This window comes from Actinokineospora auranticolor (genome assembly GCF_041897805.1).
Taxonomy (GTDB): domain Bacteria; phylum Actinomycetota; class Actinomycetes; order Mycobacteriales; family Pseudonocardiaceae; genus Actinokineospora; species Actinokineospora auranticolor.
On the sequence record NZ_CP154825.1, the window covers coordinates 217,291 to 233,878 of the forward strand.

Consider the following 16,588-nt stretch of genomic DNA (forward strand, 5'->3'; position numbering starts at 1 on the left):
GGAACGTCGTGACCGAACGCGTCGAGCGTCCGGAGGGGACCGGCAGGCACGCGGCACCGGAGGGGGCGGAGCGGCACCCGCTGATCGACCTCTCGCGTGACCCGAACCCCGGCAAGCCGGACCACGCCGCCGAGGACGACGAGTAGCGTCCGACCTGGACAAGGCGCCGACCACCCCCGGGGTGGTCGGCGCCTTGGCGTGTCCGGGGTGCATGATGTGGTCCGTGCGAACATATGGTCGAGAGCGAGCCGTGCCCGCGGTGCTCGCGGCCCGGTTGACCGAGGCCGCGCTCAGCGGCGGGCTCGACCAAGTGCGCGTGGTCGCCGCGGCGGGGGGCGAGGTGGCGACGGCGGCGGCGGCGTCCGCGCTGGACCGGGCGCTGGAGCTGCTGTGGCGGCGCGGTTGGCAGCCCGCCGAGGTCGTCGCGGCGGTGCCCCGGTCGGCTGTGCCGCTGGCCAGCTCGGCGGTGGTCGCCGAGTGCGCGCGTTACCGCGACCTGCACCCCGTGTGGCGGCGCCAGCTGGCGTCCCTGGCGGGCGCGGGACCGGTCCGGCTGACGGGTCCCCTGGAGTCCGCGTTGCGGCGGGTCGTGGAACTGCTGGGCGCGCTGATGGGCCTGCCGCAGCTGCCCCGGTTGGTGCCCGGTCCGCTCGACCCGGCCACCGAGGTCGCGGCACCGGGGGTGGACCAGCGGGTCCTCGCCCGGGTCCGCGGCCTGCTGGCCAAGGCGGAGTCCACACCGTACGCGGCCGAGGCGGAGGCGCTCTCGGCCAAGGCGCAGGAGCTGATGGCCCGGTACGCGTTCGAGCAGGCGGTGGTCACCGCCGCCGAACCGCAGGAGGCGGCGGCTCGGCGGTTGTGGCTGCGCGGCCCGTACCTGGCGCCGAAGGCACAGCTTGTGGACGCCGTCGCCGAGGCGAACCGCTGCCGCTCGGTGTTCTACCCCCGGCTCGGCTGCGTCGGCCTGGTCGGCCACGAAACCGACCTCGAGATCACCGAACTCCTCGCGACGTCCCTGCACGTCCAGTCCACCCGCGCGATGTCCCACGCCCCCGACACCGGCCGCGCGTACCGCCACGCCTTCCTGGTCGCCTACGCCCACCGGGTCCACCAGCGCCTCACCGAAGCGGGCGACCACACCCGCCTGGCCACGACCGCCCTGGTCCCGGTCCTCACCGCCCGCCGCCGAGCCGTCGACACCCGCTTCGACACCCTCTACCCAGGTATCCGGACCCGCCGCGCCACCATCACCAACACCTCCGGCTGGACCGCGGGCCTGACCGCCGCCGACCTGGCCGACCTGCACCCCCACCCCCGAGTGGCGGGCTGACCCCCGGAAACGAGAAACACCGGCCACCACAATGGGCGACCGGTGTTCCGTCGGAGCGGAGGATGGGGGATTTGAACCCCCGAGGGTTTTAACACCCAACACGATTTCCAATCGTGCGCACTAGGCCACTATGCGAATCCTCCGTGGGAGAGGGTACCGGATGGTGGACTGACCGGCCAAAACGGGGCCCTGGCATGGTTACCACCAGCGTGAACGCCCCGGCCTCGACCGCGGGGTGGGCGCGACCGGCGCGCTACCAACGGTTCTGCGCAGCGCCACGGCGCGCTTCGCTCGTGGGGGCGGGATTTCACCCCGTCGACTCCGGTGGGTTGCGCGTCCCCCGACCAGGTGGATCCCGGTGGGCGCCACCCGCGGTCTGGGTGGTGCCCACCGGGACCTGTCACCCGCCCAGGAGGCGGGCCCAGGTCTTGGGGCCGACGATGCCGTCGACGGTCAGGCCCGCGCGTTCCTGCATGTGCTTGACCCTCGCCTCGGTGGCCGGACCGAAGTCGCCGTCCACCGCGAGCTGCGGGAGGGTCGGGTACCAGGCGTTCAGGATGCGCTGGAGTTCTCGGACGGGGTCGCCCTTGGCGCCGCGGCGGATGGTGGGGTGGCCGGGGGGTGCCGAGGGCGGGGGCGTGGTCGGGGGTGTGGACGGCGGTGCCGGTTGGCCGCCCAGCACCTGCTGCACGCGTTCCGGGGTCAGGCCGCGGGCCGAGTTCCAGGACAGTTCGACGTGCAGGTGGTCCACGTGCGGGTTCGCGCCGGTGTACGGGCGCCACCCGGCCGCGGCGTGCGCGCCGGACCAGATGCGGCGGTTGTAGATCACGCACTGGACGCCCAGTTCCGCCGAGTTGAGCCGCAACTGGTCGGCCAGCCCCTGCGCCCACGACGCGCCGACCGGCACGCCGAGGTCGTCCGCGCGGCCCTCGCCGTGCAGGCTGGTGGTGCTGGTCCCCGCGACGCTGCGGCAGTTGTAGATACCCAGGTTCCGGCCGCCGCGGCCCGCGTAGGCGCCGAGGTACCAGGACATCAGCGCGCGGGCGCCCGTGGTGGGCGACCCGGTGCAGGACCGCGCGGGCTCGTAGCCGCTGAGCAGGCTCATGTCAGACCCCCTCCGGCACCGGGGTGGCCGCGGTGAACGGCTCGACGTGGTCGGGGTGGGTCGGGTCGGTGATCTCCTCCGGGGTGGGGTCCGGTGCGTCCGGATTGGCCACGTCACCGACGTCGAAGTTCTCGGAAAACTCTGTGGTGGTCATTCATCCCCTCATTCCATGAAGCGTCACGCAGGGGATCGCTCTGCGTGCGAGGGGTGACGGGATAGGCGTGCGGAAATGTCGACCGGGACGCGGTCGAGAATGCGCGGATCCCCCAAAGAACCGCGGTGGCCTGTCCTGTCTCCCCTTGTGTCCCAGGGTATCCGCGCTGCCGGCGGGCGCGCTAAAGATGTGCTGAATTTATTAGCACTTTGCTAACTCGGCGGTCTTCGGACTCGTTCCGCTATTCCGGGAACTATCCGCTGTGCAGCGTGGAACGCATCTCCTCGGCCAGGCCGTCCATTGTCGGGTCGACCGCTACCACGCGGTCCAGCGCCCGGTGGAGGCTTTCCTGCATCATGTCCGAGACGCGGTCGTAGTCCGGGGTCCGCACCCGGTCGAGCGCGCCGCGGATGCTGCCGTACAGCACGCCCAGGTGCGGGTACTGGCTGAGCAGCATCGGGTCCTGGTATAGGCTCTTCACCGACGGCGCGAAACCGCCTTCGGTGAACAGCGCGCGCTGCTCGTCCTCACTGGTCAGGAACCGGATGAAGTCGCGGGCCGTGCGCTGGTGGCGCGAACACGGCGAGATCGCCGCGTTCCACCCGCCGAGCGCGCTCGGGCTGGACAGCCAGGTGACACCGACCTTGCCCGCCACCGGCGACCCCGGCGCGTTCAGCAGCGGGTACGCGTAGGACCAGTTGCGGAGGAACAGCGCCTTCCCCTCCTGGAAGTACCGCCTGCTCTCCTCCTCGGCGAACCCCGTTGTCTCGCGCGGGATCCAGCCCTCGCTCAACCCCGCGGCCAGCGTCCGCACCCCGGCCTTGGCCTGCGGCGAGTCGATCGCGATGCGACCGTCCGAGCCGACCAGGTTGCCGCCCGCCGCCCAGATCGCCTCCATCGCGTTCACCGTCAGGCCCTCGTAGCGGGCGAGTTGGCCGACGTAGCCGCCGATGCCGTGCGCGCGCCCCAGCCGCTTGGCCATCCCCGCCAGTTCGGCCCAGGTGTTCGGCGGCGGCAGGTGCTCCGCGTCGAGGATGTCCTTGCGGTAGTAGATGAGTCCGCCGTCGGAGCGGGCGGGGATCGCGTACAGGGTGCCGTCCACGGTCGCGTTGACCACCGCGGACTCGATGAACCGGTTGATGCCGAACTCCGCGCCGTTGAGCGGGCGCAGGTACCCGGCGCGGGCGAACTCGGCCGTCCACACCGTGTCCACCATGATCACGTCGTTGCACCGGCTCCGCGAACCCGGCAGCGCCACGTCCTCCGCCGCGGCCACCAGCGACGCGCGGTGGGCGTCGGAGGCCGGGGACTGCTCGACGAACGTCACCTGCTCCTTGAACCCGCGGCCGTTGTTCCACCGCTCGACCATCTGCTTGATCTGCGAGCCCCGGGTGTTGTCCCGCCCGTCGACGAACGTGATCGGACCGCGCGCGTCCACCCGGTCGTCGGTCTGCCCGGTCGAGTCCAGGCAACTCGCCACCAGCCCGGCGGTGGCCGCCAGCGCGAGCACCGCGTAGCGCAGCCTGATCATCAGTCCCTCCTCCAGAGACCGGCCGCCACCCGGGACGGGAGGTCGGCGAGCGCGGCCGCGCCCGCGGCGTCGAGGCACCAGCCGCCGGTCGCGTCCGCCACCTCGCGCAGCCCGGTCAGGAAACAGCGGTCGGTGGACAGCGACACCACCAGCACCTCGGTGCTCGGGCTCGGCGCGGACACCCGCCTTTTCAGCTCGGTCAGGTCGACCAGCGCCTGGTTAGCGGTGGCGCCGTCGGTGAACAGGATGAGCAGGTCGTTGTCCGTCTGTTCGGATTTGGCCCGAAGGTGGTCGACACCCGCGTTGAGCAGTCCGTAGACGTCGGTCGCGCCGGGGGACGGTGGCGGCGTGGGTCGCAGTGTGGACCGCACCGCCGTCGAGTTGCCCCTGCCGAGCTCGACGACCACACCGGACGACGTGGCCAGACCGACCTCGTCGCGCGCGCCGAAGAGCGGCAGCAGGTCGCGGATCGCGTTCGCCGCCGCCTGCCCGCGGGTGCCGTCGCCGGACGGTTGGGACATCGACGCCGCGGTGTCCACCGCGAAGAGGACACGAGCGGGCACGCGGGCCTTCCGCGCCGTTCGCAGCACGGCCTCGTCGTCGGTGTCCGCGCCGACCTCCAACGCCGCGGGCCACTCCTGCACGGGTCCCTCGTACGGGCCGGGACGACCGTTGACGTTGCGGAATCCGTCGTTGCGCAGCGTCTCCTGGGCCGCCCGCGCCAGCAGGTAGCCGTGGAACTGGTCGATGACCTGGGCGCGGCGCGGGTTCTCCGGCCGGTCCGTCCACCGCATCACCACGTACGGGTGGTCCAGCACCGGCGTGCCGTCCCTCGGGTACAGCAGCGTCAGCGGCCGGTCCGGCTTCGTGCCCGCGCACGGGGTGTTCACCAGCGCGCCGCGGTTGTAGTCCAGCGCGGCCTTCTCCGACACCAGCACCGCCATCCGGCCGGGGGAGGAGCGCAACGCGCACAGCAGCGCGCCGCTGTCCGCCTGCTCCGTCGCGGGCACGGTCAGCTCGACGTCGTGCGCCCGGCGGGGCACGTCGGCGTCGGACATGGCGGCGGTGTCCAGCACGCCGCGCCCGAGCCGGTGCCGGTACAGCGCGATGGTGGCCAGCATGCCCGCGCTGGAGGCGTCCGGGTCCGGTCGGGCGAAGGCGATGGTGTCGCGCGCCCGGTCGACGCTCGCCCAGTCGAACCGCTGCCGGTCGGGGCGCAGGTCGCCGACCACGTCCGGGGGCACGGCCAGCACCAGCGGCGACCGGGCGATCCCCGGGCGCGGCTGCGGCACGGCGCCGATCCCGGCCGCGGCCGCCAGGCGGGCCGTGACGTGGGCGACGTCCGTGCTGGAGTCCGGTATCCACACGTGCGGCTCGGGACCGTGGTCGCGCGCGTCGTTGATCCCGGCCCAGCCGCGGCCCAGGGCGTCCACCGCGCCGCTGTAGGTGTCGGCCACGACGAGCACCCGCGCCTTGCGGCAGCCGTCGTCGTCGGCGCGGTTGGCGACGCGCTCGAACTCCAGCGCCAGTTGCCGCAGCGTCGGCGCCAGCTCGGTGGAGGTCAACACGTTGAGCTGCACCGGGTTCGCGCACGCGGCCACGGGGGCGGTGGCGCTGGCGAGCACGTTCGTGGTGAGCGCCAGGCACAGCAGCAGCGCCAGCCCCACCGGCTCCCATTTCGGCCTGGGCAACGAAATCTTCGGCAAAGCCGGGACTCTAAGGTGAGGAAAATGCACTTTTGGTCGCGTGCTGCGGATCGTGGGGTAGTCCGGCGTGGCGATCCAAGCGGTGGTCCGGGTTTCCTTCTTCCGCACCGTGCTCGGGTGGTAAATGGCCGGATTCGCGGCCGGTTGGTGCTTTAGCACGTGCTCGTGGAACCAGTCCGAAACCGCCACCGCCAGCACGCCGGGGGAGTCGGCCAGCGCCTTGCGCAGGGCCGCCGAGTCCAGCAGCCGGAAGGCGTGGTTGAGGTCGTTACCGACCCGCCCCTCGGCGTCCGTGCCGACCTCGCCCGCGTGCACCACCACCCGCAGCCGGATGCGCGCCTCGGGGTTGTGGTCGGCGTTGTGCTCGCGCAGCGCGGCGGCCAGCTCGTGCGGCAGCGACGAGACAAGCTCGCCCTTGGCCACCCCGGAGAGCAGCATCAACAGGCCGTCGCCGGTGTTCTCGTGCTCGCCCCACGGGATCCGGGCGCGGTCCATCGCCCGGCGCAGCGCGTCGTGCAGGCCCGCGCGCACGATCGACCGGTCCCGGTCGGTGCGCCGCGGGTCGCCGAAGCGCTCCACGTCGACGGCGAGGATGGTCGTGTGCAGGTCCTGTGGTCGTCTCATCCGCTCCGCTCCCCGAAAGCCGGATTGACGGCGTACAGAGTACAACCGGTGTGGCCCGCCGCGTGGTCCCGATCACACCCCGGTGGCCGGATTGTCCACTAGTTGTCCGGAGCCAATCCGGCCGCGAACCGTCACAAACTCCGTGCCGCAGCGATGCTCATGGTTAACCGGATCGGCCCTGGCGACCAGTCGAGGAAAACGTCATGACGCAGGACTACAGCGGCGGAAACTTCAACCCGCAACCGCCCCAATACCCCCAGCAGCCCCCCGCCTACCCGCAGACTGGCGGTTTCCCCGCGCCGCCACCGCCCGGTCAGTACCCGGTCGGCGCGGTCGGTCCCCGGTCGCGGCCCGGCTCGGCGACCTCGGCCGCCGTGCTGGCCTTCGTGCAGGCCTCCATCACCGGCATCCTGACCCTGCTGATCGCGATCAGCGCCTTCGACGGCAAGTCCGACGGCATCGCGGTCGCCGTGCTCATCGTGCTGGTCCAGTTCGCGGGCGTCGGCCTGCTGGCGGTGGGCGGTGCCCAGGTGCTCAAGGGCACCGGCAGGGGCCTGCTCATCGGCGGCAACATCGTCGAGATCGTCATCGGCCTGGTCTACCTGGCCATCTTCAGCATCATCCCGACGTTCAACTTCGACCTGTTCGAGCAGGTCAAGGCTGTGGCGATCATCGGCGCGCTGCTGCTCACCGCGATCCCGGCCATCAGCCTGGCCCAGGCCGCGGGCTCGAACACGTCCGCGTGGCTGCGGCCGTCGTACTGACCCCGCCGGGGGTCCGCGACCGGTGCCGGGAAGCCTTCCCGCTACACTGGACGCGGACCCCGTGCGGTGTTCATCTCGCGAACCTCCCCAGGGCCGGAAGGCAGCAAGGATAAGCGGGCTCTGGCAGGTGCGCGGGGTCCGCCTTATGCCCGGACGACCGCGTCAGCGGCGGGCGTGAGGCCGACCAGTTCCGCGACGCGCTCGTAGCTGCGCACCCGGTCGGCGTGGTCGTACACGCTCGTGGTGATCATCAGCTCCTGCACCCCGGTCGTCGCCACCAGCTCCGCCAGCCCGGCGCGCACCGTCTCCGGACCCCCGACGACCTGGTTGGCCAGGCGCTCCTCGAGGAACAGCCGGTCCAGGTCCGTGTACGCGAAGGCCGCGGTGTCCGCCGGCGTCGGCATCCGGCCCGGCTTCCCCTTGCGCAGCTGCAGGAACTGCAACAGCGCGGGCCCGGCCAGCCGCCGCGCGGTCTCGTCGTCCTCGGCGCAGACCACGTTCACCGCGATCATCGAGTACGGCTCGGACAGCACCGCCGACGGCCGGAACCGCTCCCGGTACAGCGCCAGGGCGGGCAGCGTGTTCTCCGCGCTGAAGTGGTGCGCGAAGGCGAACGGCAGGCCGAGGTGGCCCGCCACCTGGGCGCTGTAGCCGCTGGAGCCGAGCAGCCAGATCGCGGGCTGGTTGCCCAGCGCGGGCACGGCCGCCACGCCGTTGGCGTCGCGGCCGGTGAAGTAGTTCGCCAGCTCGGTGAGCTGCTCCGGGAAGTCGTCGACCGACAGCGGCCCCCCGGTGCGGCGCAGCGCCCGCGCCGTCACCTGGTCGGTGCCCGGCGCCCGCCCGATCCCCAGGTCGACCCGACCGGGGTGCAGCGCCTCCAGCGTGCCGAACTGCTCGGCCACGACGAGCGGCGCGTGGTTGGGCAGCATCACCCCGCCCGAGCCGACCCGGATCCGCTCGGTGGCCATCGCGATGTGCGCGAGCAGCACGGCGGGCGCGGAGCTGGCGATGCCGGGCATGTTGTGGTGCTCGGCCACCCAGTAGCGGTGGAAGCCGAGGCGTTCGGTGACCCGGGCGAGGTCGAGGCTGTTGCGCAGGGCCGCGGTCTCCGTGGAGTCGCTGGTCACGGGCGCGAGGTCGAGGACCGAGTACGGGATGGGCACCTACCGGGCAACGCGGTGCGCGCGCGGGGGATTCCCGGCAGTCCGATTCCCCCGACGGGGAGTGTCGGCGGTGACCGGTAGTGTCAGAGCGTGGCGCTCGCCCTTTACCGCAAGTACCGGCCGGCGACCTTCGCCGAGGTCGTCGGGCAGGAACACGTCACCGTCCCGCTGCGCACCGCGCTCGCGGCCCGACGGGTCAACCACGCGTACCTCTTCTCCGGCCCGCGCGGCTGCGGCAAGACGTCCAGCGCGCGCATCCTGGCCCGCTCGCTCAACTGCGAGCAGGGGCCGACGGACGAGCCGTGCGGGGTGTGCGAGTCCTGCATCGGCCTGGCGCCCAACGGGCCGGGCACGGTCGACGTCGTGGAGCTCGACGCGGCCAGCCACGGTGGTGTCGACGACGCCCGCGAGCTGCGCGACCGCGCCTTCTACGCGCCCGCCCACTCCCGCTACCGGGTGTTCATCGTGGACGAGGCGCACATGGTCACCACGCAGGGCTTCAACGCCCTGCTGAAGATCGTGGAGGAGCCGCCGGAGCACCTGGTCTTCATCTTCGCCACCACCGAGCCGGACAAGGTGCTGGCGACCATCCGCTCCCGCACCCACCACTACCCGTTCCGGCTGATCCCGCCCAGCGCCATGCGCGACCTGCTGGAGCGCAACTGCGCGGCCGAGGGCGCGAAGGTGGAGCAGGCGGTCTTCCCCCTGGTCATCCGCGCGGGCGGCGGCTCGGCCCGGGACACCCAGTCGGTGCTGGACCAGCTGCTGGCGGGCGCGGGCCCCGAGGGCGTCACCTACGACCGCGCGGTGTCGCTGCTGGGGGTCACCGACGTCGCCCTCATCGACGACATGGTCGACGGCCTCGGCGCGGGCGACTCGGCGGCGGTCTACGGCACGGTCGACCGCCTGGTCGAAGCGGGCCACGACCCGCGCCGGTTCGCCTCGGACCTGCTCGACCGCCTGCGCGACCTGGTCCTGCTGCGCGCCGTCCCGGACGCCGCCAGCAAGGGGCTGGTCAACGCCCCGGACGACGAACTGGCCCGCATGGTCGGCCAGGCCGAGCGCCTGGGCGCCGCCACCCTCGCCCGCTACGCGGAGATCGTCCACACCGGCCTGGTGGAGATGCGCGGCGCGACGGCGCCGCGGCTGCTGCTGGAGCTGCTGTGCGCCCGCATGCTGCTGCCCGCCGCCGTGCCCACGGACGCCGCCGCCGACTCGGCCCTGCTGCAGCGCCTGGAACAGGTGGAGCGCCGCCTGGTCACCGGCGCGGGAGCGGTCGCCCCGGTGGTCGCCGCGGCGGCGGAGGCCCGACCGCCCGCGCCGGTCGCGGCTACCCCACCGCCCGCGCCTGCCGCATCCGCGCCCGCCGCGTCGAACCGCCCGGTGATCACCCGCCCGTCGCAGCGCGCCGCGGAGCCCGCGCCGCGCGTCGAGCAGGCGCCACCCCGCGCCGCCGAACCGCCGCCCCCCGCGCCCGCCACCCCCGCCCAGCCGGAGCCCGCCGCCGAACCGGTCGGCGCGGGCGGCATGGACGCGGCGGGTGTCCGTCGGGTGTGGTCGGAGCTGCTGGCCGCGGTCCGCAAGTCCAGCCGCAGCACCGAAGCCATGCTGACGAACGCGACCGTCCACTCGGTGGAAGCCGACACGGTCGTCATCGGGCACCCCGCCGCCCCTCTGGCCCGCCGCCTCGCGGAACCCCGCAACACCGACGCCATCGCCACCGCCCTGAGCTCCGTCCTGGGTGGCCGGTGGCAGGTCCGGGTGATCCACGCCGAACCGGGCAGCGCCCCCGCGGCGGCGGCCAAACCCGCGCGCCCGGCCCCGGAACCCCCCGCGCGCACCTTCGAACCCCCGAGCCGCGTCGCGGCCCCGACCCAGCCCTCGCGCCCGCCGGTGGAGGAAATCCCACCCCCACCGGAACCGGATCTGCCCCCGGAACCGGAAGACGAGGAAGAGATGATGGCGCAGGCGGCGCAGAAGCCGGAACCGGGCGCCCGCCAAGCGGATCCGGAGGCGGTCATGCTCAAACTCCTGGCCGACACCCTCGGCGCCCGCCCGGTCGAGTCCTGACCGCGCGAACCCCCGGCAAGCACGCCCCGCTGACTCAGAGCGCTATTCATCTGGCTTACCAGCCGAGTCGGTAGAACTCGAGTGTTGTGATGATCCGGATGACCGCGGGGAACTCCTTGTAAGGGCCTCTATATCGGGTTGAGGTCATTTTCCGGTGTTTGAGATGGGCGATGCATCGTTCAACCGCTGCTCGTCTGGCCGAGTGTTGATGGTTGTGGTCGATGTGGCCGGGTGAGAAGTCGCCTCGGTACGGTTTTTGAATGGTCGCGATCACGCTCGTGCCGCGATAGGCTTTGTCGCCGAGTATGTCGTACTCGGCGAGCGTATCCTCGCATCCGGTGATTGTGCATGCTCGCCGGTCGGGGGTGGATCCCTTGGTCGGCATGGAGACCGCGAGGAGTTGGCCGTCGAGGTCGGACATGACCTGGACGTTCGGCCCGGATCGGCGCCGTTTTCCGGAGTGGTCGTCCCTGTGATCCGCGCGGTCGCCCGTGGGAAGCAGGGTGCCGTCGATGATCCCCACGCGGCCGGTCAACACCCCAGGAAAAGATGGGACGTGAAGGCATGACGCTTGGCCGATCAGTGGGAGGAACCGACGGAAGACCCGTGAGACCGTGGGTTGACTCACGCCGACAAGATCGGCCACGACCGTGTGACTCATGTTCCGGCGGGCCACTGTCAACGTGAGCACACCGACCTGAACACACCCGCGGAAAGGCGGGGGCCGTCCTTTGGGGCTCGCGGTGGACGATCACTTGCAGTCGTTGCTCGCGCCGGGCTCGTCGAATGGCGTGCTGCTGGTGGAGATCACACCGTCGACGAGAGGACCGCGCGGGCCTCACCCAGTGCGAAGCCCAGCAAGTTCAGGCCCAGCCAAGTCTTCGGGTCCGCCGCTCGCGCGTCGTCCGCGGCCAGGCCGATTCCCCAGATCCGGTCCAGCGGGCTGGCCTCGACCAGCACCCGCCCCCGCGTGCTCAGCAAGAACCGGCGGAGTTCCGGGTTTTGGCCGAACTTCGCGATGCTCGCCGTCAGCACCACCTCATACCGCGCGGCCGTCCACCGCTCGTCGTCGAAGCCACGGACTCGGCGGCCCAGGTCTTTGGCTTCGGCTGGGGTTCGGGCGGTCAGGACGCGTGTGGCGATTTCGGGGTCGTTGAACAGTTCTGCCTTGCGCCACATCATGTAGTGCTCCGCCGACGCGAAGCGGCGGCCGTCCAGGGTGAACGGGGTGGGCCACCACTGGCTGAGGCAACCCTTGCCGACGCTGCCGTCCGGGTTCGGGCGGTGGCCCCAGAAGTGCAGGTACTTGACCGCCTTGCCCTGGTCCAGCCACGCGGTCAGCTCGTCGAGGTCCCGTGGGCCGTTGTCCACCATGGGCGTCAGTGTCCACCCGTTCGGGCGCTCTGTGCGACAAAATTCAGGCACTCACCGTTTCCACGCCCGCCGAGTCGGCCGTCACCCGCACGATCTCGCCGGTCGCCGTGGTGGCGGCCACCGCGCGCGAGTCCGGTGACCACAGGAACCCGTCCTCGGTGATCTCCGCCGGCAGCTCCGCCGCGCGCAGGAAGCGGCCGTTCTCGGTCTGGTGGAACGCCAAGCGGTTGGCCGACGCGACCGCCACGCGGCGGCCGTCGGGGGCCACCCACCCGGTCGTGTCCGCGGCGAGGGAGACGACCACCGGGTGCCAGCTCTCGCTCGCCACGTCGTACCGCACGACGCGGGCGGTGTCCGCCTCGTACTCGGTGGCCACCAGCCGGGTCGAGTCGGGGAGCCAGCGGAGGTTGCGCCTGCCGCGTTCGGCGGGTTCCGGGGAGATCAGCCGGACGTGGTCGTCCTCGGTCACCGGCATGGTGTCGACGAGGACGAGTTTGCGGGGCAGGCGGATCGCGATGTAGCGGCTGTTGGGGCTCACCGCCGCCTCCAGCACCGCGCCGCCGCGGTCGTACACCGCGACCTCCTCGCCGACCAGCACGTTGCGGATGGCCACCGTGTACAGCAGCCGGTGCTTGCGGTTGGTGCGGTAGACGATCCGACCCGGCAGGACGGCCAGCAGCTCCGTCGCGTGGGTGGGGGAGCCGACCAGCGGCCTGAGCCTGCCGCCGATCTTCAGCAGGGACAGCTGCCCCGGGTCGCCGTGCTGGACGACGACCTTGCGCTCGCCCGGGAGGTAGCGGGCCGCGGTCAGGTCGGTGGCGGCGGTCAGCTCACCCGCCGCGCCCTTGCCACCGGCCTCGACCAGCCTGCGCCGGTCACCGTCGGTCACCGCGATCAGCAGCCGACCCTGGTCGTCGATGTCGAGCACCCGCATCCCGGACATGATCTCCAGCCTGTCACAGCGAGCTCATCCGAGGTATTCGAGGATCCCGTTCGCGATCGCCTCCGCGTACCGCTGCCTGCCCGCCGGACTGGCCAGCACCGCGGCCTCCGCCTGGTCGCGCATGTTGCCGCACTCCACCAGCGCCGCGGGGCGCGTCGACAGGTTCAGCCCGCCGAGGTCGTCGCGCGGCGAGAGGCCCCCGGACCCGATGTAGGTGGAGGTCGCCAGGCCCGCCCCGACCATGCTGTCGCGCAGCTGCCGGGCCAGCCGCAGCGCGGGCTCGCCCTGGGCGGCGTTGAGCGGTGGCGCCGAGTAGGCGATGTGGAAGCCGTGCGCGCCCGCCGCGGTCGAGCCGTCGGCGTGCAGCGACACCACGGCGGTCGCGCCCGAGTCGTTGCCGAACGCGGCGCGCTTGTCCACGCACGGGCCGACGCCGCGGTCGTCCTGCCGGGTCAGCAGCACCTTGACGCCGTGCGCGACGAGGACGTCCCGCACCCGCCCGGCCAGGTCCCAGGTGAAGGCGTGCTCGGCGTAGCCCGACCCGGTCGCGGTGCCGGTCGTGTTGCACGGCTTCGACTTGCCGCGGCCCGCGGGCACCAGTCGGTTGATCTCCGCGGCGTGGCTCGCGTTGCCGCCGTTGTGGCCCGGGTCGAGCACGACGACCTTGTCACCGTTGAACACCGGTGGTTGCGTGGTCGCTGTCTTGGGCTTGGCGGCAGCGGTGGTGGTCGTAGTAGTAGTCGTGACCGTGGTTGTGCTCGTCGGCGCCACAGCCGTTGTTGTCGTAGGAGCGACGGTGGTGCTCGTCGTCGGAACGGTTGCCGGTGATCCGGGGGTCGCCGTCGGTTCCGCGCCACACGCGGACACCGCGATGGCGCAGGCGAAGACCAGACCCGCCGCACGTCGTGTCAGCACCGGTAAACTCTGGCACACCGCCCCCGCCTGCCACGGTCGAGCGACCTCTAAGCTGGTGTCGGCACCATCGACGAGATGAGAGGGGCCGCGGTGTTTCCCGGAGGCGGCGCACCCGACATGCAGGCGATCCTGGCCCAGGCGCAGAAGATGCAGGAACAGCTGCTCTCCGCGCAGCAGGAGCTGGCCGACGCCGAGGTCATCGGCACCGCGGGCGGCGGTCTGGTGACCGCGACCGTGTCCGGGGCGGGCGAGCTCAGGGGCCTGGTCATCGACCCGAAGGTGGTCGACCCCGAGGACACCGAGACCCTCGCCGACCTGGTCGTGGCCGCGGTCCGCGACGCGGGCGGCAACGCGCAGCGCCTGGCCGAGGAGAAGATGGGTCCGCTCGCGGGCGGGCTCGGCAGCGGCCTCGGCCTGCCGGGGCTGTGAGGGCGCGTTGTACGAGGGCCCGGTCCAAGACCTGATCGACGAGTTGGGCAGGCTGCCCGGCGTCGGCCCGAAGAGCGCTCAGCGGATCGCCTTCCACCTGCTCGCCGCCGAACCGGCTGACGTGTCCCGGTTGCAGGACGCGCTGCAGAAGGTCAAGGAGGGCGTGGTCTTCTGCGACGTCTGCGGCAACGTCTCCGAGGAGACCACCTGCCGCATCTGCCGCGACGCCCGGCGCGACCCCACCGCGGTCTGCGTGGTGGAGGAGCCCAAGGACGTCCTGGCCATCGAGCGCACCCGCGAGTTCAAGGGCCGCTACCACGTGCTCGGCGGCGCGCTCGACCCGCTCTCCGGCGTCGGCCCGGAGCAGCTGCGCATCCGCCAGCTGCTCTCCCGCATCTCCGCGCAGGAGATCACCGAGGTCATCCTGGCCATGGACCCGAACACCGAGGGCGAGGCCACCGCGACCTACCTGGTCCGGATGCTGCGCGACTTCCCCGGTCTGACGGTCACCCGCCTGGCCTCCGGCCTGCCCATGGGCGGTGACCTGGAGTTCGCCGACGAGCTGACCCTCGGCCGCGCGCTGTCCGGCCGCCGCACGGTCTGACCACCGTGGGGACGGAGTGCCCCACCGAGGTGCTCGACCTGCTCCGCGCCCCGCCCCGGCTGGGCGGCGTGCGGCTCATCGCGGTCGACGGCCATTCCGGCTCGGGCAAGAGCACCCTCGCCGCGCGGATCCCGGGCGCCCACGTCGTCTCCACCGACGAGTTCGCCACCTGGGACGACCCCGTCTCGTGGTGGCCGCGACTGGCCCGCGGCGTCCTGGATCCGTTCGCCGCGGGCGACCCCGGCCGCTACCAAAGGGTTCGTTGGCGGAACGGGATTCCCGAACCGGGCGATTGGGTGGAAATCCCCCTCGTGGACACCCTGGTGCTGGAAGGTGTCTCGTCCGGTCGTCTGTCCATAGCGGACAAGCTGTCCGCACTGCTCTGGTGCGAATTGGCTGATCCGCGGGCCCGGTTGGCGCGTGCCGTCGCGCGTGACGGCGAGGCGTCCCGGGCGGAGCTGCTGCGGTGGCAGCGGTTCGAGGAGGGGTGGTTCGCGGTCGATCGGACCCGTCACCGAGCGTCGATCCGCGTGACTGTGTGACCGCTCACTGTCGTCGTCCGTCCGTTCAGCGGACAAAACTCGCCCGAATGTCACGCGCCGTGTCGTCACCGTGGCGATTCGGTGATTCTGTGTATGGCAGTTGGCCGGATCGTGACCTCATGTGTCTGAGGGATGCACAGCTGAGCGGCTAGGGTCTGCCACCACACGGTGAGATCCCGGAGACAGTGAGACCGGACACGAGGAGTGCGTGATGGCTTACCAGCGATCCGCGCGACTTGGTCGACAGAACGGCGAATCGCGCCGCTCTCGACTTGTCGCGCAGACGCCCGGACGGGGACGGTCGGCGGCATGACGGCTCCTCCCGAGGTCACCGGATCGGCCGCCGAAGCGGACCCGGAGGCCGCGCTCAAGGGCGTGAGCGCCAAGGCCATCCAGGGCCGGTCGCTCGGTCAGATCGCGTGGCTGCGGCTCAAGCGCGACAAGGTCGCCATCGCGGGCGCGATCGTCATCGTCCTGCTGGTCCTGTTCGCCGTCGCGGGCCTGCTCGCCGACCGGGTGTTCGGTTGGGTACACCCCAACGAGTTCCACCAGGACCTCATCGACACCCAGAACGGCACCCTGGCGCCGATCGGCTTCTTCGGCGGCATGGGCCCCGACCACCCGCTGGGCATCGAGCCGGTCAACGGCCGCGACCTGCTGGCCCGGATCTTCTCGGGCGCCTGGATCTCGCTGCTGATCGCGCTGCTGGCCACCGTGGTCTCGGTCGCCATCGGCACCACGCTCGGCGTCATCGCCGGGTTCTTCGGCGGCTGGGTCGACACGCTCATCAGCCGCGCGATGGACATCTTCCTGGCGTTCCCGCTGCTGGTGTTCGCCATGGCGCTGGTCGGCGTGCTGCCCGACTCGGTCTTCGGCCTCTCGCCGGAGATGGTGCGCATCGGGATGCTGATCTTCATCATCGGCTTCTTCAACTGGCCCTACATCGGCCGGATCGTCCGCGGGCAGACGCTGTCGCTGCGCGAACGGGAGTTCGTCGACGCCGCCCGCAGCCTGGGCGCGCGCGGACCGTACATCCTCTTCCGCGAGCTGCTGCCGAACCTGGTCGCCCCGATCCTGGTGTACGCCACGCTGCTGGTGCCGACCAACATCCTGTTCGAGTCCGCGCTCTCCTTCCTCGGGGTCGGCATCAACGCCCCGACCGCCACCTGGGGCGGCATGCTGTCGGAGGCCTCGCGCTTCTACACGATGCCGCACTTCGCGCTCTGGCCCGGTCTCGCCATCTTCATCACCGTGCTCGCGTTCAACCTGTTCGGCGACGGACTGCGCGACGCCCTCGATCCTCGTGCCCGCTAGGGAATCGCACTCAACCGGTG

General features: G+C 71.8%; 17 protein-coding genes, 1 tRNA gene and 1 other RNA gene. 9 read left to right on the plus strand and 10 right to left on the minus strand.

Features of this window, described 5'->3' with window-relative positions; translation table 11 throughout:
* The first annotated feature begins 8 nt into the window (after positions 1-8).
* Both V5P93_RS01110 and V5P93_RS01115 read left to right on the plus strand, forming a co-directional pair.
* Complete coding sequence (locus V5P93_RS01110) at positions 9-146, plus strand: hypothetical protein (protein WP_104480860.1); 138 nt, start codon at positions 9-11, stop codon at positions 144-146.
* Positions 147-223: 77 nt separating this feature from the next.
* Positions 224-1,330, plus strand: coding sequence for a DUF2786 domain-containing protein (locus tag V5P93_RS01115; protein WP_146108172.1), 1,107 nt, complete (start codon positions 224-226; stop codon positions 1,328-1,330).
* Between the two features lie 56 nt (positions 1,331-1,386).
* On the opposite strand, the gene V5P93_RS01120 is transcribed toward V5P93_RS01115, so the two are convergent.
* The 5 genes from V5P93_RS01120 to V5P93_RS01140 all read right to left on the minus strand — a co-directional run bounded on the left by V5P93_RS01120 (position 1,387) and on the right by V5P93_RS01140 (position 6,450).
* Positions 1,387-1,473 (minus strand) — tRNA-Ser (locus V5P93_RS01120).
* 257 nt (positions 1,474-1,730) lie between these two features.
* Positions 1,731-2,435, minus strand: a complete 705-nt coding sequence (locus tag V5P93_RS01125) for a peptidoglycan-binding protein (RefSeq protein ID WP_104480858.1) — start codon at positions 2,433-2,435, stop codon at positions 1,731-1,733.
* Position 2,436: 1 nt separating this feature from the next.
* Complete coding sequence (locus V5P93_RS01130; RefSeq protein ID WP_181043648.1) at positions 2,437-2,589, minus strand: hypothetical protein; 153 nt, start codon at positions 2,587-2,589, stop codon at positions 2,437-2,439.
* Positions 2,590-2,842: 253 nt separating this feature from the next.
* A complete protein-coding gene (locus V5P93_RS01135) occupies positions 2,843-4,120 on the minus strand; it encodes an ABC transporter substrate-binding protein (RefSeq protein WP_104480857.1) in 1,278 nt (425 codons plus the stop codon).
* Entirely contained in the window at positions 4,120-6,450 is a 2,331-nt protein-coding gene (locus V5P93_RS01140; RefSeq protein WP_104480856.1) for a VWA domain-containing protein, read from the minus strand. Before V5P93_RS01140 ends, V5P93_RS01135 begins: the two co-directional genes overlap by 1 nt.
* A 203-nt stretch (positions 6,451-6,653) precedes the next feature.
* Here V5P93_RS01140 and V5P93_RS01145 point away from each other — a divergent pair, with 203 nt between their 5' ends.
* The gene (locus V5P93_RS01145) at positions 6,654-7,214 is read left to right on the plus strand and encodes a hypothetical protein (RefSeq protein ID WP_104480855.1); all 561 of its coding nucleotides are present in this window, start codon (positions 6,654-6,656) and stop codon (positions 7,212-7,214) included.
* Between the two features lie 50 nt (positions 7,215-7,264).
* Positions 7,265-7,361, plus strand: an RNA gene (ffs, locus tag V5P93_RS01150) — signal recognition particle sRNA small type.
* Here the strand turns inward: ffs and V5P93_RS01155 are convergent.
* A complete protein-coding gene (locus V5P93_RS01155; RefSeq protein WP_104480950.1) occupies positions 7,358-8,371 on the minus strand; it encodes an LLM class flavin-dependent oxidoreductase in 1,014 nt (337 codons plus the stop codon). The genes ffs and V5P93_RS01155 overlap by 4 nt on opposite strands.
* 96 nt (positions 8,372-8,467) lie before the next feature.
* Between V5P93_RS01155 and V5P93_RS01160 the strand changes: the two genes are divergently transcribed.
* Entirely contained in the window at positions 8,468-10,447 is a 1,980-nt protein-coding gene (locus tag V5P93_RS01160) for a DNA polymerase III subunit gamma and tau (protein ID WP_104480854.1), read from the plus strand.
* 55 nt (positions 10,448-10,502) lie between these two features.
* Here V5P93_RS01160 and V5P93_RS01165 read toward each other — a convergent pair whose 3' ends face one another.
* The 4 genes from V5P93_RS01165 to V5P93_RS01180 all read right to left on the minus strand — a co-directional run bounded on the left by V5P93_RS01165 (position 10,503) and on the right by V5P93_RS01180 (position 13,679).
* Complete coding sequence (locus tag V5P93_RS01165) at positions 10,503-10,970, minus strand: transposase family protein (protein WP_181043647.1); 468 nt, start codon at positions 10,968-10,970, stop codon at positions 10,503-10,505.
* Positions 10,971-11,254: 284 nt separating this feature from the next.
* Positions 11,255-11,821, minus strand: coding sequence for an NADAR family protein (locus V5P93_RS01170; protein WP_104480852.1), 567 nt, complete (start codon positions 11,819-11,821; stop codon positions 11,255-11,257).
* 43 nt (positions 11,822-11,864) lie between these two features.
* Positions 11,865-12,764: a hypothetical protein gene (locus V5P93_RS01175; protein ID WP_146108171.1), complete on the minus strand. Its 900-nt coding sequence runs from the start codon at positions 12,762-12,764 to the stop codon at positions 11,865-11,867.
* A gap of 24 nt (positions 12,765-12,788) precedes the next feature.
* Positions 12,789-13,679, minus strand: a complete 891-nt coding sequence (locus V5P93_RS01180; protein WP_104480850.1) for an N-acetylmuramoyl-L-alanine amidase — start codon at positions 13,677-13,679, stop codon at positions 12,789-12,791.
* A gap of 75 nt (positions 13,680-13,754) precedes the next feature.
* On the opposite strand from V5P93_RS01180, the gene V5P93_RS01185 reads away from it, so the two are divergent.
* The 4 genes from V5P93_RS01185 to V5P93_RS01200 all read left to right on the plus strand — a co-directional run bounded on the left by V5P93_RS01185 (position 13,755) and on the right by V5P93_RS01200 (position 16,568).
* Entirely contained in the window at positions 13,755-14,108 is a 354-nt protein-coding gene (locus V5P93_RS01185) for a YbaB/EbfC family nucleoid-associated protein (protein ID WP_104480849.1), read from the plus strand.
* Positions 14,109-14,115: 7 nt separating this feature from the next.
* Positions 14,116-14,712 (plus strand): recombination mediator RecR, encoded by a 597-nt coding sequence (recR, locus tag V5P93_RS01190; protein WP_104480848.1) that lies wholly within the window; start codon positions 14,116-14,118, stop codon positions 14,710-14,712.
* A 5-nt stretch (positions 14,713-14,717) separates the two neighbouring features.
* Positions 14,718-15,254 (plus strand): hypothetical protein, encoded by a 537-nt coding sequence (locus V5P93_RS01195; RefSeq protein WP_374065159.1) that lies wholly within the window; start codon positions 14,718-14,720, stop codon positions 15,252-15,254.
* Positions 15,255-15,563: 309 nt separating this feature from the next.
* Positions 15,564-16,568, plus strand: coding sequence for an ABC transporter permease (locus V5P93_RS01200; protein ID WP_104480847.1), 1,005 nt, complete (start codon positions 15,564-15,566; stop codon positions 16,566-16,568).
* Positions 16,569-16,588 lie beyond the last annotated feature (20 nt).

Excerpts from the sequence above, each read along its gene's own strand:
- V5P93_RS01170 (WP_104480852.1), bottom strand. The coding sequence starts at position 11,821 with ATGGTGGACAACGGCCCACGGGACCTCGACGAGCTGACCGCGTGGCTG.
- V5P93_RS01145 (WP_104480855.1), top strand. The coding sequence starts at position 6,654 with ATGACGCAGGACTACAGCGGCGGAAACTTCAACCCGCAACCGCCCCAA.
- V5P93_RS01140 (WP_104480856.1), bottom strand. The coding sequence starts at position 6,450 with ATGAGACGACCACAGGACCTGCACACGACCATCCTCGCCGTCGACGTG.
- V5P93_RS01130 (WP_181043648.1), bottom strand. The coding sequence starts at position 2,589 with ATGACCACCACAGAGTTTTCCGAGAACTTCGACGTCGGTGACGTGGCC.
- V5P93_RS01185 (WP_104480849.1), top strand. The coding sequence starts at position 13,755 with ATGAGAGGGGCCGCGGTGTTTCCCGGAGGCGGCGCACCCGACATGCAG.
- V5P93_RS01175 (WP_146108171.1), bottom strand. The coding sequence starts at position 12,764 with ATGTCCGGGATGCGGGTGCTCGACATCGACGACCAGGGTCGGCTGCTG.
- V5P93_RS01135 (WP_104480857.1), bottom strand. The coding sequence starts at position 4,120 with ATGATCAGGCTGCGCTACGCGGTGCTCGCGCTGGCGGCCACCGCCGGG.
- V5P93_RS01125 (WP_104480858.1), bottom strand. The coding sequence starts at position 2,435 with ATGAGCCTGCTCAGCGGCTACGAGCCCGCGCGGTCCTGCACCGGGTCG.
- V5P93_RS01200 (WP_104480847.1), top strand. The coding sequence starts at position 15,564 with ATGACGGCTCCTCCCGAGGTCACCGGATCGGCCGCCGAAGCGGACCCG.